At 30.2% G+C, this 16,699-nt stretch carries 19 protein-coding genes; 1 reads left to right on the forward strand and 18 read right to left on the reverse strand.

The window, feature by feature from the left end; genetic code table 11:
* Window position 1 precedes the first annotated feature (1 nt).
* Entirely contained in the window at window positions 2-649 is a 648-nt protein-coding gene (locus AC4PG3_RS08640) for a helix-hairpin-helix domain-containing protein (protein WP_492196256.1), read from the reverse strand.
* A 132-nt stretch (window positions 650-781) separates the two neighbouring features.
* On the opposite strand from AC4PG3_RS08640, the gene AC4PG3_RS08645 reads away from it, so the two are divergent.
* Window positions 782-2,050: a D-alanyl-D-alanine carboxypeptidase family protein gene (locus AC4PG3_RS08645; RefSeq protein ID WP_492196257.1), complete on the forward strand. Its 1,269-nt coding sequence runs from the start codon at window positions 782-784 to the stop codon at window positions 2,048-2,050.
* 181 nt (window positions 2,051-2,231) lie between these two features.
* Here the strand turns inward: AC4PG3_RS08645 and AC4PG3_RS08650 are convergent, their stop codons facing one another.
* The 17 genes from AC4PG3_RS08650 to AC4PG3_RS08730 all read right to left on the reverse strand — a co-directional run bounded on the left by AC4PG3_RS08650 (window position 2,232) and on the right by AC4PG3_RS08730 (window position 16,696).
* On the reverse strand, window positions 2,232-2,612 hold the full coding sequence (locus AC4PG3_RS08650; RefSeq protein WP_492196258.1) for a RidA family protein: 381 nt from the start codon (window positions 2,610-2,612) through the stop codon (window positions 2,232-2,234).
* Window positions 2,613-2,632: 20 nt separating this feature from the next.
* Window positions 2,633-2,971 (reverse strand): ribosome silencing factor, encoded by a 339-nt coding sequence (gene rsfS, locus AC4PG3_RS08655; protein WP_492196259.1) that lies wholly within the window; start codon window positions 2,969-2,971, stop codon window positions 2,633-2,635.
* Window positions 2,964-3,548 (reverse strand): bis(5'-nucleosyl)-tetraphosphatase (symmetrical) YqeK, encoded by a 585-nt coding sequence (gene yqeK / locus AC4PG3_RS08660; protein ID WP_492196260.1) that lies wholly within the window; start codon window positions 3,546-3,548, stop codon window positions 2,964-2,966. The genes rsfS and yqeK overlap by 8 nt, the downstream gene beginning before the upstream one ends.
* A 13-nt stretch (window positions 3,549-3,561) precedes the next feature.
* A complete protein-coding gene (gene nadD, locus AC4PG3_RS08665; protein WP_492196261.1) occupies window positions 3,562-4,164 on the reverse strand; it encodes a nicotinate-nucleotide adenylyltransferase in 603 nt (200 codons plus the stop codon).
* Between the two features lie 14 nt (window positions 4,165-4,178).
* Complete coding sequence (yhbY, locus tag AC4PG3_RS08670) at window positions 4,179-4,472, reverse strand: ribosome assembly RNA-binding protein YhbY (protein ID WP_492196262.1); 294 nt, start codon at window positions 4,470-4,472, stop codon at window positions 4,179-4,181.
* Window positions 4,473-4,494: 22 nt separating this feature from the next.
* Entirely contained in the window at window positions 4,495-5,766 is a 1,272-nt protein-coding gene (gene obgE / locus AC4PG3_RS08675) for a GTPase ObgE (protein ID WP_492196263.1), read from the reverse strand.
* Window positions 5,767-5,867: 101 nt separating this feature from the next.
* On the reverse strand, window positions 5,868-6,158 hold the full coding sequence (gene rpmA, locus AC4PG3_RS08680; protein ID WP_492196264.1) for a 50S ribosomal protein L27: 291 nt from the start codon (window positions 6,156-6,158) through the stop codon (window positions 5,868-5,870).
* Between the two features lie 3 nt (window positions 6,159-6,161).
* Window positions 6,162-6,509, reverse strand: a complete 348-nt coding sequence (locus AC4PG3_RS08685; RefSeq protein WP_492196265.1) for a ribosomal-processing cysteine protease Prp — start codon at window positions 6,507-6,509, stop codon at window positions 6,162-6,164.
* Window position 6,510: 1 nt separating this feature from the next.
* Window positions 6,511-6,822: a 50S ribosomal protein L21 gene (gene rplU, locus AC4PG3_RS08690; protein WP_492196266.1), complete on the reverse strand. Its 312-nt coding sequence runs from the start codon at window positions 6,820-6,822 to the stop codon at window positions 6,511-6,513.
* Window positions 6,823-6,931: 109 nt separating this feature from the next.
* Window positions 6,932-8,167 (reverse strand): Rne/Rng family ribonuclease, encoded by a 1,236-nt coding sequence (locus AC4PG3_RS08695; RefSeq protein ID WP_492196267.1) that lies wholly within the window; start codon window positions 8,165-8,167, stop codon window positions 6,932-6,934.
* Window positions 8,168-8,178: 11 nt separating this feature from the next.
* On the reverse strand, window positions 8,179-8,880 hold the full coding sequence (locus tag AC4PG3_RS08700) for a TIGR03936 family radical SAM-associated protein (RefSeq protein ID WP_492196268.1): 702 nt from the start codon (window positions 8,878-8,880) through the stop codon (window positions 8,179-8,181).
* The gene (locus AC4PG3_RS08705; protein WP_492196269.1) at window positions 8,877-10,721 is read right to left on the reverse strand and encodes a TIGR03960 family B12-binding radical SAM protein; all 1,845 of its coding nucleotides are present in this window, start codon (window positions 10,719-10,721) and stop codon (window positions 8,877-8,879) included. The genes AC4PG3_RS08700 and AC4PG3_RS08705 overlap by 4 nt, the downstream gene beginning before the upstream one ends.
* Window positions 10,722-10,807: 86 nt before the next feature.
* Window positions 10,808-11,464: a peptidoglycan DD-metalloendopeptidase family protein gene (locus AC4PG3_RS08710; RefSeq protein ID WP_492196270.1), complete on the reverse strand. Its 657-nt coding sequence runs from the start codon at window positions 11,462-11,464 to the stop codon at window positions 10,808-10,810.
* Between the two features lie 76 nt (window positions 11,465-11,540).
* The gene (gene minE, locus AC4PG3_RS08715) at window positions 11,541-11,819 is read right to left on the reverse strand and encodes a cell division topological specificity factor MinE (RefSeq protein WP_492196271.1); all 279 of its coding nucleotides are present in this window, start codon (window positions 11,817-11,819) and stop codon (window positions 11,541-11,543) included.
* 11 nt (window positions 11,820-11,830) lie between these two features.
* Window positions 11,831-12,643: a septum site-determining protein MinD gene (minD, locus tag AC4PG3_RS08720; RefSeq protein ID WP_492196272.1), complete on the reverse strand. Its 813-nt coding sequence runs from the start codon at window positions 12,641-12,643 to the stop codon at window positions 11,831-11,833.
* 13 nt (window positions 12,644-12,656) lie between these two features.
* Entirely contained in the window at window positions 12,657-13,286 is a 630-nt protein-coding gene (minC, locus tag AC4PG3_RS08725; protein WP_492196273.1) for a septum site-determining protein MinC, read from the reverse strand.
* Window positions 13,287-13,372: 86 nt separating this feature from the next.
* The gene (locus AC4PG3_RS08730; RefSeq protein ID WP_492196274.1) at window positions 13,373-16,696 is read right to left on the reverse strand and encodes a penicillin-binding transpeptidase domain-containing protein; all 3,324 of its coding nucleotides are present in this window, start codon (window positions 16,694-16,696) and stop codon (window positions 13,373-13,375) included.
* Window positions 16,697-16,699: the final 3 nt, after the last annotated feature.

Here is a 16,699-nt window from a genome sequence, read left to right on the forward strand (position 1 = left end):
GCTATCTTACTGTTATCAATTCCTTTATACTTGAAAACTTTTTCTCTCCTATTCCAGAAACATCCATTATATCTTCTATTGTTTTAAATGAATTATTACTTCTATAGTCTAAAATCTTCCCTGCAGTAGCTTCACCTATGCCCGGCAGAGAAACTAATTCTTCTTTTGTACATTTATTTATATTTATCTTTGCCTTTAAATTACTATTTACATCTTCACTACTAGTTGACAGAGTTTGGATTTCAGCATCTATAGCTTCTCCTATTTTAGGTATGTAAACTTTGTCCTCATCTTGTAATTTCTTTGCTAAGTTAATTTTATCTAAGTCTGCCTCTTTTTTCAAGCCTCCTGCCAATTCTACTGCATCTATTAATCTTTTACCTAATTCTAGCTTTATTAATCCAGGATTATATACTTGTCCACTTATATGGATCATTATTTCATCCGGTTCTTCTTCTGGAGCTTCTTCTAGAGCTTCCTTTGTAGATATAAGTTCTAAATCTGTACTTGTATCCTCCTCTAGTTCTGCTCTTTTTATTTCAAATTCTTCATTAGGGCTATTAAGAAATTTAAATCCTAATATAAAAACTATTAACAAAGCCAATACCAGTATAACTATTTGTTCTTTTTTTGTAAAGTGATTATCCATTTTCTCCCTCCCTTATCTCCATATTAATATATTCGACTAATTTTTCTTTTTTCCTTTTTAAAAATAAAATTTTCACCTTAAAAAACTAGCTATTTTCTGATATAATGTAATTTATTAAAAGGTGGTGATAATTTGAAGAAAATTCTATTATTTGTACTCATATCTATTATGATGATAAATACATATGCCTTTGCCCAAGAAGATATAAATTTAACTGGAGAAGCTGCTATCTTAATAGATATTGATTGCGATGAAATCCTCTATGAAAAAAATGCTCATGAAAAATTATATCCTGCAAGTACTACAAAGATAATGACGGCCATACTTGCTATTGAAAATGGAAATATGAAGGATATGGTTATGGTTGATGATGAGATCATAAGTTTAACTGAGGGGGCTCATATATCCCTAGATTATGATGAGGAAGTCCTATTTGAAGATCTTTTAAATGCTATGCTTATAGCCTCTGGTAACGATGCTGCACTAGCTCTTGGAAAGCATGTAGCTGGGTCTATCGATGGATTTGTTAAAATGATGAATGATAAAGCTAAAGAGTTGGGAGCTAAAAACACTCATTTTGTAAATCCAAATGGACTTCATGATGACAATCATTATTCTACTGCCTATGATCTTTCCTTAATTGCTAGATATGCAATGAAGAATAAAACCTTTAGAGAAATAGTGCAAAAATCTAGCTATGTAATCGGACCTACAAATAAGAAAACTGAATCAAGATATCTATATAACACAAATAAATTTTTATATGGAAATGAAAAGATGAATCTTGATGGAAAAATTGTACCTATAGAGTACGAAGGGATATCTGGTGTTAAGACTGGAACCACATCTCATGCTAAAAGCTGTCTAGTAAGCTTTGCAAATAGAGCCGATAGGAATTTACTTAGTGTAGTTTTAAAATCTAGCTATACAGGTGTATATGCTGATACTACAAAACTATTTAATCATGGATTTAATGATTTTCAAAGGAGCATAATAGGTCGTGCCAATGAATTTATAGACAATATTTATATTGAAAATGGTGAGTTACCATATGTTTCAGCTATTTTAGATAAAAATCTTTTTTATTCATTGAATAAAAATAGTGAAAGCAAAGTAGAAAAAGTTATAACTATGAATAAGAATATAGAGGCACCCATTACAAAGGGGGATGTCCTAGGTAAGGCTGAATACTATCTCAATGGAACTCTTATAGGCCAATTAGATATTGTGTCTACTCTTGATGTAAATGCTCTACCACCTCTAAGTTTTTTTAGTATATTACTTGATAAATGGTATCTATTTGTATTTGCTTTTTTAATACTTTTTAGAATTCTATATCTATATAATAAATCAAAGCGAAGAAAGAGAAGATTCAAGAGAAATTATTCACAATACTATTAAAAAAATTATTCTATACTGTCATTAGATAAACAAACTAAGTGATCAGCACCAATCAAAGATTGGGCTGCCTACTTATCTGAACATAGTGAAGAATCTTATGTATTTAAAAGAAAGATCCTTCGACAAGCTCAGGATAAATAAATAAAAAATTCTGGTCCCTGGACCAGAATTTTTTATTTATTTATTTTATTGCTATTGCTTCTATTTCTATTTCTCCTCCTAGTGGAAGTTTTGAAACTTCTACTAGACTTCTAGCTGGCTTATGGCTTGAGAAATATTGTCCATAAACTTCATTTATATCTGAAAATTTGTTTATGTCTGCTACAAATACTGTAACTTTAACTACATCTTCTAAAGTAGCACCTGCTGATTCTAAAACTGCTTTAACATTTTCTAAGCTCATTTTAGCTTGTTCTTTTATGTCTCCTGTAAGTAATTTACCAGTCTCTGGATTTATTGGAAGTTGTCCAGATGTATAAATTATATTCTCTGCTTTAACTCCTTGAGAATATGGACCTACTGCTGCTGGAGCATTATCAGTTTTTAATAGTTCTAATTTCATTTTTTCACCCCCTTTTACTTTTAGTTGGAACTTCTATCTTCACTCCACAATCTCTCTAGATTATAGTATTCTCTTTCTTCCCTATGAAATACATGGACGATTATATCTCCAAAATCTAATAATACCCATCTACCACTTCTATATCCTTCTTTTTCTATATGATCGTATCCAGCTTCTACCATTTTATCTTCAACTTCATCTGCTATACTCTGTACTTGAGTAGAAGAGTTTCCACTTACTATTACAAAATGATCTGCTATAGTACTAAATTTAGAAATATCTAACAGGGTAATATCATTACCTTTTTTATCTTCACAAGCTTTAGTTATAATTGACAGTTTCTTTTCTAATTCAGTCAATATCCATTTCCCCTCTCTTAATAATTTCTAATTTTAAATAATTTAATGCTTTTACTGTATTTATATGAATTAATTTATCATTATCTACTAAAAATTTTATATTTTGTTCCATAGCTAATATGATAGCCCTATTTAAATCAGTTTCAACTAAATCTCTAACTTTTTCTATTCCTTCAAAATTTCTCATAGGCTCTATATAATCAGCAATAAATATTAATTTTTCAAGTATTGCCATATCTTCTCTGCCTGTTGTATGATACTTTATGGAATTTAACACTTCAACATTTTTTATCCCATAAATTTTTTCCGCCATTTTAAATCCTAACTCTCCATGGATTAATTGCATATTGTATATCATCATATCATCTAAAATTATACCAAAATCATTGACAAGTTTCAATAAATTATCTGGGTTTTTAAGTTTACCACAATCATGTAATAATCCTGCTAAAAATATTTTGTCGTCATCTAAATTATATTTCTTACCAATTCTAACAGCTGTTTGGGCTACCCTTATGCTATGCAGAAGTCTTTTTTCTCCAATATCATCTAATAGCCTATTCCTTATGTTCTCCATATATTTACTGTCCTTAGTCAATGTAAAGCCCTTCTTTTAATATATAATTTTCTACCTTTTCTGGAACTAAATATTTAATAGATTTTCCCTGTTTTAATTTATCTCTAATCTCTGTAGATGATATATCTATTATTGGGGTGTTTATACTGATGATTTTTTTCTTTGTCTCTTTATTTAATCTATGGATTTCACTTACAACTGGCTCTCCACAAGCACCATATCTATCTGCTACTACTATATTTATTTCAGATATTAATTCTTTAAATCCCTTCCAAGTATGAAGGCTAAGCAAAGAATCTCCTCCTATTATCATATGAAAGTCAATTTGAGAGTTTTTTTCTTTTAAAGTATTTATAGTATCTATAGTATAACAAATATCTCTTTTTTCTATTTCTATATTACAAAGTTGAAATTTAGGATTTGACTCTATGGCAAGTGAGACCATTTCACCTCTAATTTCTCCCTCTAAGACTTCACCTCTTTTTTTATGAGGAGGTATACCAGTTGGTATAAATATAGTCTTTTCAAAGTTTAAGGTTTCTCTTATATATTCTGCTATGATTAAATGACCATTGTGAATAGGATTAAATGTGCCTCCTAGTATACCGACTTTCATCTTTTCACCTACTTTTATTTTGGAAGATTTATTTCTTTATTTTCTTTTGACTCTCTGTAGATTACTATTTTATTTCCAATACTTTGTACAAATTCTGAATTTGTTTTTTCTGTCAATTCTCTAGCTACTTCATCTGAGTCTAACATACTATTATTTAATATATTTATTTTTATTAACTCTCTATTTTCTAAGTCTTCATTAACTTGTTTAATAAAGTTTTCTGTAAGTCCATTTTTACCTATTTGAAGTGTAGGATCCATAGTATTTGCCATGGACTTTAAAAAGCTTCTCTGTTTTCCTGTTAACATATTTCCTCTCCTTTTCTCCATATTAGTGGAAGAATTCAAATTCATATCCAGCTATGAATACAGACTCTCCTTCCTCTATTCCTAAGCTTTCTAGTTCTTCTACGATGCCTTTTTTCCTAAGTGTATCTTGGAAAAATCTTAAAGAATCCACATCATCAAAATATATTGATTCTAGTAGCTCCTCTACAAAGCTTCCCTCTACTATATATTCGCCCTTTTCTTTTCTTACAATTATTTCTTCTTCTTCTTTTGTTTCTTCAAAGATATACTCTTCATCATAAGTTTCATATTCTATCTCTGTATTTTCAAGTAATCTCCATATTGCATATTTTAATTCCTTTATACCCTCTGATGTAGCTGCAGAAACAGGATAAACTTCAAATCCCTTTGGTTCAAATTCTTTTTGTATCTTTTCTAATCCTTCTTCTGAACCAGGTAAATCCATCTTGTTTGCAACTATTATTTCAGGCTTATTTGAAAGTTTTGCATTATACTTAATCAATTCATCTTTTATATCATAAAAATCTTTTACTGGGTCCCTGTGTTCACTTCCTGAGGCATCTAATACATGAACTAACACTCTAGTCCTCTCTACATGTCTTAAGAAATCATAACCCAATCCTACTCCTTCTGAAGCCCCTTCTATAAGACCAGGTATGTCTGCTATTACAAAACTCTTTTCTTCAGCAATTTTTACTACTCCTAAATTTGGTTTTAGAGTTGTGAAATGATAATTGGCTATCTTAGGTTTAGCAGCTGATACTAAAGACAATATAGTAGATTTACCTACATTGGGAAATCCTACTAATCCTACATCTGCAAGAAGTTTTAGCTCTAGTACAATCTCTCTTTGTTCAGCTTTTTTACCTTGTTCTGCAAATCCTGGAGCCTGCCTTGTAGCAGTGGCAAATCTAGCATTTCCCCTGCCACCTCTACCTCCCTTTGCAATTACAAATTCTTGATCTTTTTCTTTTAAATCTACTATGACTCTTCCAGTTTCTACATCCTTTACTAGGGTGCCTATTGGTACTTTTAAAAGTATATCTTCTCCATCTTTACCAATTTGTCTTTTGGATCTGCCATCCTCGCCATTTTCAGCAACATACATTCTCTTATATTTGAAGTCCATCAAAGTTCTTATACCTGAATCTGTCTTTAATATTACACTACCACCATGTCCACCATCTCCACCATATGGTCCTCCTGATGGCTCGTATTTTTCTCTTCTCCAAGCTACAATACCATTTCCACCTTTTCCAGCTTTAACTGTTATCTTGGCCTTATCAATAAACATATTATCAACATCCCTATTATTAAATTCTATTATTATATGAATACCCATATAGTGGTCAGTTTATTAAAAAAAGCTTACCATAAGGTAAGCTTAAATATATATTATGCTAATTCTTCAGAAGGATAAACACTTACTTTCTTTCTATCCTTGCCTAGTCTTTCAAACTTAACTACACCATCAACTGTTGCAAAAAGAGTATCATCGCTTCCCTTTCCTACATTAGTACCAGGGTGGATTTTAGTACCTCTTTGTCTAACAAGGATATTTCCTGACAATACTGTTTGGCCATCTCCCTTTTTAACACCTAATCTCTTTCCTTCACTATCTCTACCGTTTCTAGAACTACCTACTCCTTTTTTTGAAGCAAATAACTGTAAGTTCAATTTAATCATCAATTACACCTCCCCATATTTGAGAGTAACATATTTAGAATAATTTTCTTGTATAGACTTTACTCCTAATTCAAAAGTCTTTAATACTATTTGTGAGTCTTTAAATTCTTTAGAATCTAAGCCTTCTTTTAAAATTACTCTTAAATAACCTGTCTGTTCTTCTATACTATATTGGATATCTTCTTCTTTTATACCACATACATCTACTAGAGACATAAGGGTTGTCTGAGCTAATATTGATATAGCTGAACATACTATGTCTTTGCCATATTCATCATATTCTGCGTGACCAAAGACTTCATATCCATTTATATTTTCATGCTTATCTTTAAATATTTCAACAATGATCATACTAACCTACTATTTTTTCAATTTTAACTTTTGTAAATGGTTGACGATGACCTTGTTTCTTTTTATAGTTTTTCTTTGCTTTATATTTGAAAACTATTATTTTTTTAGCTTTTCCTTGAGCTAGTACATTTGCTTCTACTTTTGCTCCTTCTACATATGGACTACCTACTGATAATTCTCCTTCATTAGATAGTATAAGTACTTTGTCAAAGCTAACTGATTGACCTTCTTCTGCATCAAGTTTTTCTACAAAAAGAGTGTCTCCTTCTTGAACTCTATATTGTTTTCCACCAGTTTCTATTACTGCGTACATATTGCGGCACCTCCTCTTACCTAGTCTCGCCAATGTCAGGTGACTATGCTTTAAAACCCACATTGTGCGGCTCTACACCCAAATATTCTAACAGATAATAAAGGCTTTGTCAATCTCTTATTTTTTTAACTTTACCTATTCCATAACAATTTTCGCAATTTTTCAAGAGCTTCGAACTCAATGGAGGGCCAACTCTTTTTCTAGTAACTTCAGCAAGTCCTAGTTTTGTAATCCCTATTAAATTAGGTTTATTTTTATCTTTTTTAAAATACTCTTTTAAACTTATAAGGACCTCAGAAATATCTTTTTTACTTTTCATATCTATAAAATCTATAATTATTATACCACCTATATTTCTAAGCCTAATCTGTCTAGCTATTTCTTCACAGGCTTCCAAGTTTGTCCTAAGTACTGTCCCCTTTAAAGAATAGGATCCTGTATATTTTCCAGTATTCACATCTATAGCTGTCAAGGCTTCTGTTTCATCTATTACAATATATCCACCACTATCTAATGGCACATTCCTATTTAAAGCTATACTTAAATCCCTATTTATAATAGGATTAGTGTCTACACTAAAATTCTTTTTGTATCCTATATTTTCACTTATGCTTTGAGAAAAGCTATCTTCTAATTCTAAGATTTCTCTATAAGTTTCCTTATCATTTACTATTATTTTATATTTTTTTTCATTGTAGATATCTCTTATTAGCTTTAATGATGTATCTGCTTCTCTATAAAGTAATTTGGGAGTTGGCGAGAAATTTCTTTCCCTTTGAATTTTTTTATATATTTTTACTAATTTCTTATATTCTGCTATAAGCATATCCTCATCTACATCTTTAGAGTTGGTCCTAAATATAACTCCCATATTTTCTTGAACCATTTCTTTGCCTAAGTTTTTTAGTCTTTTTATCTCAGATTTTTCTTCAATTTTTTTAGATATATTTATATTTCTAGAATAAGGTGTTAATACCATAAATCTTGCAGGTATACTTATATGGGTTGTCAGCTTAGGCCCCTTATTTCCAACAGCATCCTTTATGACCTGTACTATTACATCTTCTCCTTGGGTTAAAACTTGATTTATTTTAAATTTTTTATGGCTATACATCTGTTCTAGGTTCAAAGCATCCTTTACATAGAGATAGGCATTTTTCCCTTCACCTATATCTAAAAAAGCTGCATCCATTCCCTTTAACACATTTAGTATTCTTGCTCTATATATATTTCCAACTAATGTTTGATTCTTCTTTTCTTCTATAAAATATTCTACTAATCTATCTTCTTCTACTATTCCCATTTTCTTAGTATCTTCTTTTGAGTCAATGAAAATATAATTCATATATAACTCTCCTAATTTACAATTTTAAAAATTTCTATCCCATCTCCTATTAAAAGTTGTTCTCTCTTTATCTCTACTAAATCTAATTCTCCTTGTAAATAATTATCTCTCATGAGAGCCTTTACAAAATCAAAGGGTCTTAGATTTTTGTCACTACCAGTTTTTAACATTACTTCAACCTTCACTGTATCTTTGTCTATATCTATAATCTTAAATTCTCTTATTAAATCACTTATATTTTCCTGCTTTAATACCTTTTGTTTTTTCTTTTTTCTAAGTCTTTCTATTATTATCTCATCTTGTTGTATCCAGTTTACAAGGCTATTTCTTACTTTTTCTATATCTATATTATCTTCTTGTTTGATTATAATATTGTATTTAGCCCAAGTAATAAGGGAGGCTATGGTCTTTTTATCATCTGTATACTTTGCTTCTAAAATTTGAATATCCTTTGGAAGTGCAGAGTTTAGCTTAGATTTAAATTCCTCTAGACTCATTTGTTCACTTAATTCAATATCCATATACTCTTCTTCACTTTCAATCCCTAGGGATATAGGGCTTGCTATTGAAAACTTTGGGTGAGGGTTAAAACCTTGAGAAAACTCTACAGGAATACCTCCCCTTTTAAAAGCTCTCTCAAATAATCTCATAGTGTCTAAATGAGAAATATATTTCAAATAATTTTTTTTATTAAACTTTACTCTTAAACTCAACTATATACACCTCTCATGCTACAATCTTCTATTCCACAGGCATTACAATTTATCCTACAGTCTAGAGTTGTCTCTTCTTTTACTGCCTTTTTGTATTCCCTTATAAGATACTCTTTTTTTACACCTGGATCTATAAAATCCCAAGGAAATACTTCCTCTAATTCTCTTTTTCTTCTTGCATAAAAGTCTCCATCTATATTTAAATCTTCCATAGCTTTTAGCCAATTGTCAAATTTAAAGTGTTCAGACCATCCATCAAGTTTACAACCTGATTTATAAGCTTTTTCTAATAATTGAGATAGTTTTCTATCACCTCTGGCAAATATAGCTTCCATATAACTTAGCTCTGCATTGTGATAATTAAATACTATTTTTTTCTCTTTTATACTATCTTTTATTAATAAGGATTTTCTTTTAAATTCGTCTATAGAATCTTGAGCTACCCATTGAAAAGGAGTAAAAGGCTTAGGAACAAAACAAGATGCACTTACTGTAACTCTAAAGTTTCCTCTTATCTCTTCCTTTGGCCTATTGAAAAATGTATTCCTTACATCATAAGCCATATCTTTTATGCCTAATAGATCTTCATCCGTTTCTGTAGGTAGACCTATCATAAAGTATAATTTTACCCTAGACCACCCTTCTTTAAAGGCATATCCTACTGCTGTACTTAAGTCTTCCTCTGTTATTCCTTTATTTATTACATCACGAAGTCTTTGAGTTCCTGCTTCAGGTGCGAAGGTTAATCCAGTCTTTCTTACCTTTTCTATTTCTTTTAATATGTCTATACTAAAGGAATCTAGTCTTAGAGATGGAAGAGATACTCCTACTTTTTTATCTTTGTACTCTTCTATAAGACTTTTTATTATAAATTGAATTTGGCTATAATCACAAGAACTTAGAGATGACAAGGATATATCATCATATCCTGTAGATTCTACTAAATCCTTTGCAGTCTTCATTAAGTTTTCTGGTGATTTTTCCCTTATAGGTCTATAAAGCATCCCTGCTTGGCAAAATCTACATCCCTTTGTACATCCTCTAAATATTTCTAGTACCACTCTATCATGAACTGTCTCTATAAATGGAACTATAATTTTATCCTGTACATACATATTTTCAACATCTTGAACAAAAGCCTTTTCTATTTTTGTAGGTATATCATCAATTAATGGATACATCTTTTCTATAGTATTATCTGCTTTGTATTTCACATCATAAAACTTTGGTACATATACACCTTTTAAATTTGCTATAGACTTTAGAAAACTATCTCTATCCCAAGATTTTTCCTTCATCTCTTTATATATATCTAAAATCTCTACTATTAGTTCTTCTGCTTCACCTATTACAAAAAAGTCAATAAAATCTGCTATAGGTTCAGGATTATATGCACAAGGCCCTCCTCCTATTATAAAAGGGTAAGTATCATCTCTATCTTTAGAGTAGAAGGGAATATTCGAAAGGTCTAGCATATTTAGTATATTCGTATAGCTCATCTCATATTGTAGTGTAAAACCTAAAAAATCAAAACTTCTTAGTTCCTCTTTGCTTTCCAAAGTAAATAATGGTAAGTCTTCTCGCCTCATTTCTTCCTCCATATCTACCCAAGGAGCAAATACTCTTTCACAGGCGAAATCTTCCTTACTATTTATAAGATTATATAGTATATGAAGTCCTAAATGGGACATGCCAACTTCATATATATCTGGATATGAAAAGGCAAATTTTACCTTTACTTTATTTAAATCTTTTATAATAGAGTTTTGTTCCATACCTATATATCTAGCAGGCTTCTCCACTCGCTTTAATACTTTTTCTAATTTATCTTTATTTATCATTAAATCACCTTGTCTATTAGTATATTCATATATTATAATATCATTTATTTTTTAATTAGTATAGTTTAAATAAAATGGTCTCAGTACTAAGTACTGAGACTATTTTTAATTTCTATATACTTTTCTGGATCAACTATCTCCATATCAATTTCAATCTCTAATCTTAAATATTTTTTATCATCCTTATTTTTACCTAATTTCCCTATTGGATCTAAAGTATTTATTGAATCTCCCTTAGCTACATATACCTTAGATAAATATCCATAGGTGATTAGCATATTATCCCTTTCTACTGTCACGAAGTATCCCTTTTTTTCATCTATCTTTATTTCTTTTACTACTCCATCTGTAATAGATACGGGATCCTTTCCATCTAAAGACAATATATCTATACCTTTATTTTCCCCCGATTTAAAAGGCCTATATATTTCTCCATTAATTGGCGAAGATAGTTTATCTATATCTTCTTCATTAAAGGTGCTAATAAATTTAGAAGAATCATAGATAATTTGTTCTACTTTTTTAAAAATCCTATTCCCTTGATCTTTTATATTGAAATCTTGAGATATAACATAATCAATCTTTCCTAATACTTTATTAGTATTTGGTATATTTATCTTTTTAAGCAATAAGACAAAAATTATAACAGAAACCACTATGAAGACTTTTAACAAAAATTTATTTAAATATTTAAATTTATGTAAGTTTAAACTTCCTATAAATTTCTCTATTCTCCTCTTCATATAAACACCTACCTTAATACTATAAATATTTACAAGCAGTAGGTTTTATGACAAATTTCTGTTTTTTATTTTTTAATTATTCCTTATTTTTCAACTTAACTATAGGAATATTAGCTACTAGAGCTGATAATGGTGAAGATTCATTATCTTTTTTCATTCTGGTAACTTTTATATCCATCTCATTTTCATCAATATCCACATATTCAGAAATGACTCTAATGATATCGCTTTTCATCATATCTAAAAGTTTAGGTGACAAATCTGATCTATCATGAACCAATACTAATTTAAGTCTTTCCTTTGCTTTGTTTTTACTGTTTTCTTTTTTTAAATTAAATATCTTAAGAAAATCCAAGAATACCCCTCCTATTTACCAAATAGTAATTTTAAAATCTTACTAAATTTGTTCTCTCCATTTTCTTCTAAATTTAATAGTTCTACCTCTTGGCCATCTATTCTATTTGCAATGTTCATATAAGCTTTACCTGCCAATGATCTAGCCTCTATGACTGCTGGCTCACCTTTATTTGACGATATAACTATTTCTTCATCATCTGGTACTATACCTATTAAATCAATAGCAAGGATATCTTTTATATCCTCCATGTTCATCATATCTCCACGCTTTACCATATCAGGTCTAATCCTATTTATGATAAGTTCTGGATTATTTAGTCCATTTGCCTCTAATATGCCTATTACCCTATCTGCGTCTCTTACGGCTGATATTTCTGGTGTAGTAACTATAATAGCCTTATCTGCACCTGCTATAGAATATTGAAAACCTTGCTCTATTCCCGCTGGAGAGTCTATTATGATATATTCAAACTCCTTCTTCAAATCATTTACTAACTCCATCATTTGTTCTGGTTTTACTGCAGACTTGTCCTTAGTTTGAGCTGCAGGAAGTAAATATAGTTTATCAAATCGCTTGTCCTTTATAAGCCCTTGTTTCAATCTACAGTTTTTTTCTACTACATCTACTATGTCATAGACTATCCTATTTTCTAAACCCATTATTACATCTAAATTTCTAAGTCCTATATCTGCATCCACCACGACTACAGATTTACCTTTCATAGCAAGTCCAGTGCCTATATTGGCACTAGTAGTAGTTTTACCAACTCCACCTTTGCCTGAGGTAATTACTATGGAAGTACCTAAGCTTTCTTTACTCATCTATTTCCCTCCTTTATTTATTAGGTAAATAAGGTTCAATGATAACTTCATCATTATATATTTTAGCTACTTCAGGAACCTTTGACGACGATAGATCTCCATCTGGAGCTCTAACTATTAAATCTCCAATTCTAAGCTGAGTAGGCATTAAATGATAAGCTGCAACTATAGAATTCACATCTCCATTTAATCCTGCTTGAGCTACTCCTCTTAGTGATCCTAATACAATTATATTGCCACTTGCCTTTAAAATAGCTCCTGGATTTACATCCCCTATAACTATGATATTACCATTATATTCTATCTCTTGTCCAGACCTAAGTGTTCTATATACAAATTTAGTCAACTCTTCATCAGGATCTATAGATTTCTCATCTTCTTTTGACTCAGCGGAAGAAAAATCTATATCTTCCAAAGATATTTGGAAGTCATATTTATATTTTAATATAAGCTCTAATTCTAAGATTTCTTTAGGACTTAAATCTTCTGACTTAATATATAAAAACTTAGTCCCTTGGAAAAAACCTGGAGAACTTTTTATTTTTTTATCTAATTCATCCTTTATCTCTTGTATATTAGAACCATTTATTTCTAAATATATTCCTTGTGAAACACCTTTAAAAGCAATAGTTTCTCTTTCCAATTTGGAATTTCCCTCCATTAGTACATAGTGTACTATATAAATTTTATATCAAAAAAACTAATGTGTAAACTCTTCTAACAAAGTTTTTAATCTTTTGATAGAACTCTGTCAAAAGGCATATCTTCTTTTATACCTTGATTATTTAATCCCAAATATTCTCCTATGACATCTCTAACCATAGGACCTGCATATCCACCACTACCACCCTGAAAAATGACAGCAGCTACAGCTATTTCTGGATCTTCATATGGCCCAAAGGCTACAAACCAAGAAAACTCATCATATGTCTCCCCAGTATCTGGATTTATACCATCTTTTTGAGCAGTTCCTGTCTTTGAACCAGTTTCTATTGGGAATTTTTCAAAAACACGTCTTGCACTACCTTCTTTAGACACTAAATTCATTCCCTTTTTTATATGTTCTAAGTTCTCGTAATCATTTAACTCAATTCTCATTGGATTTACTTCATGGCTATAGTTTATATTCGAATTCTTATAGTCCTTTATATTATCCACTAATGTTAAATTATGTCTATATCCTCCATTTACAACAGTAGCTATATAATTTGCTATTTGTATTGGGGTATATGAGTTTTCTCCTTGGCCTATAGTTACATTTAGAGTATCTGTAATATTCCATCCTGCAAAGTTGATATAGGTATATTTAATCTTATCTGCTAAGCCCTCCCTCTCACCAGGAAGTTTTTTTTCTGAGTCTATACCAAAGCTTTCAAGTCTTCTTATTACTTCATTTCTACTTAATTTTTCTTCTAATTCTAGCCAAGATATAATTTCTTCTATTATATCTTCTACATATTTATCATCATATTCATAGTCTTCTTTAAAATATTTCTCTATATTATTATTTAAATAAGACTTTAAAATGTATTTAGTATTTATGATTTTTCGTTGTGGGTTTGGAACTCCACCAGATACTTCTCTTGGGATATTAATTTCAATTCCAGTTCTATCATTTAATCCTAGTTTTTTAGACATATCTGCTATATCATCTATATTTATCTGTGTCTCCAAACTCTCTCCTGTCTTTTGATTCTTACCTAAAGCTAAAGAATAGAAATAATAGTTACAAGAATCTCTCAAGGCTTCATATATATTTTCATAACCATGAGTAGTTCTAAAAAGGGTCCAAACCAAACAATTAAAAGACTTAGGACCTATATCTACCTGTCCCATATCTCTAATCTTAGTATCAGGGCTTAAGCCCTTTTCTAAAGCTGTTAATCCTGTAACCATTTTAAATACAGAACCTGGTTGAACTGAAGTTTGGGTTACAATATTATATAGGGGTCTAGGAGCTAGGATATCATTTTCTTGTTCTGGGAATAGGCTAATCCAATCACTATTTGATATTCCTGTTGAAAATAAATTCGGGTCATAGGATGGATAACTAGCACTTGCAAGGACTTGTCCTGTCTTTACATCTATAGCTACTATAGCCCCAGATGTTGCATTTTTATATGGTCTTCCCTTACTCTTATTAATCCCAAACTTATAATCTCCCCATGGACTTTCATAAGTACCGCCTACTTGTAACTTCTCAAGGGTCTGCTTTAAAGATTCTTCAGCTTTTTTTTGTAAATTTAAATCTATAGTCAAATATAGATTATCTCCTGGAATCGGTCTTTCTTCATTCACTACATTAGTAGTATTTCCCATAGAGTCTATCTCTACTCTTTTTATTCCGTTTTCACCTCTTAATTCGTCTTCAAAACTTTCTTCTATTCCAGTTTTTCCTATGATTTCATTGGGAGAATAATCTTTTTCCTCTATATATTTTTTTATTTCTTCAGGTTGACTTATCTTTCCTAAATATCCCAATATATGTGATGCCGTCTTTTCTTCAGGATAGTATCTTATTGGCTCTACAGAAATATTTACTCCTGGAAGTTCTGTCAGGCTTTCTGTTATCTTCGCAACAGTTGAATCCTTTATTCCATATGCTATATTTATGGGTTCATATGCCATGTACCCTTGTTTTTTAAGTTGAGTATACAGCACCATTACTCCTCTGGCTTCATAATCACTTATATTTTCTTTTATGGAATAATTTTCTTTTAAAACCTTAAAAGCTTCTTCAACAGAAGTATTTTCTTCAATATTATTTCCCTTATAAAAATTTTTCAGATTGTTTATATCTACATACTCAATATCTTTAGATATTGATATTTTAGGATTTATTCCATCCTTCAAAAGTTGTGATTGAGCTAAAGATTTAATATCATCATGGACTATAAAGTCATCTAAGACCTTATTTTCTTTGCTATGTCTTATGATCATGTCTACTAAGTTTTCTTCACTCATTATTTCTTTTCCTGTATATTTATAAATTACTGATAGCCCATCTTCACTTACCTCTGCACTAATAGGAAGATTGTCTCCCTTCTCCTTGTTTAATTCTAAAAGAAACTCTCCAGGTAAAATTTCTTTATCAGCTATAAGTATAGGGTCTTGTAAAAATTTTTTAAGGGAATTTTTTTTGAATATATTTATAAAATCATCTTTTGCACTTGACTCCATAGTAACTTCTGGAAAAGACTTTTTTAAACTTCTTTTTATGTTTAAATAATTTTCCATATATGAAATAGAGTAATCCTTTAATTTTAAATTTCCAAGAAGTCCTTTAGAATCTAATGTATTATATACTAACTTTCTTGATATGGAATGATCAATAGTTTTTCTAAGAATAGCCTTGTCAGTTTTTATTAATTTTTCTAAAGCAGTAATAGCTAAGTCATCCGCACCTATATTATATTGCTTTTTCCAATTTTCAATATTTTGACTTTGATTATAATCTATTGAAACTCTTCCATCTTTATATTTAACATCTATGGGTACATCTATACCCTTTTGTTTAAGAGCATTTATCCCTCTATTGGCAACCATAAACTTATAATGCTCATCATAGTTTTCGTTTATATAGTATGAATTTAATACATCAGGAAGAAGATTATGATCAATTATTAGATTTAAAACTTTATCCATTGGACTCAATTCTTCTGATAAATAATCTTGATCACCATATGTAAATACATTTAGCTCAATGGGAAAGTCATCTACATAATTTGCTCCATCTTCTTCTAAAAATCTTATAAGTGTTAAAAATGAATCCGTCTTTTTTTCAACATCCTTTATATTCAATTCATCTTTTAATAATTGTACAGTAAAACTAGGCTTATTCCCCGCTAATAGCCTTCCATGTCGATCTCTTATCTCTCCCCTTGGTGGGGTAGTTCTAATTTCTTTTAACCTCTTATTATCTGCAATATGTCTATAATAGTCTCCCTGTGCTATAGTGAGTATTGCAAGTCTTACAGATAAAGTTAACATCAAAATTATCAATATAATTCTAATAATATTATATCTATCACTTAATTTTTCTTTTAAATTCAATAA

It is taken from the genome of Tissierella sp. QWL-11 (assembly GCF_058683765.1).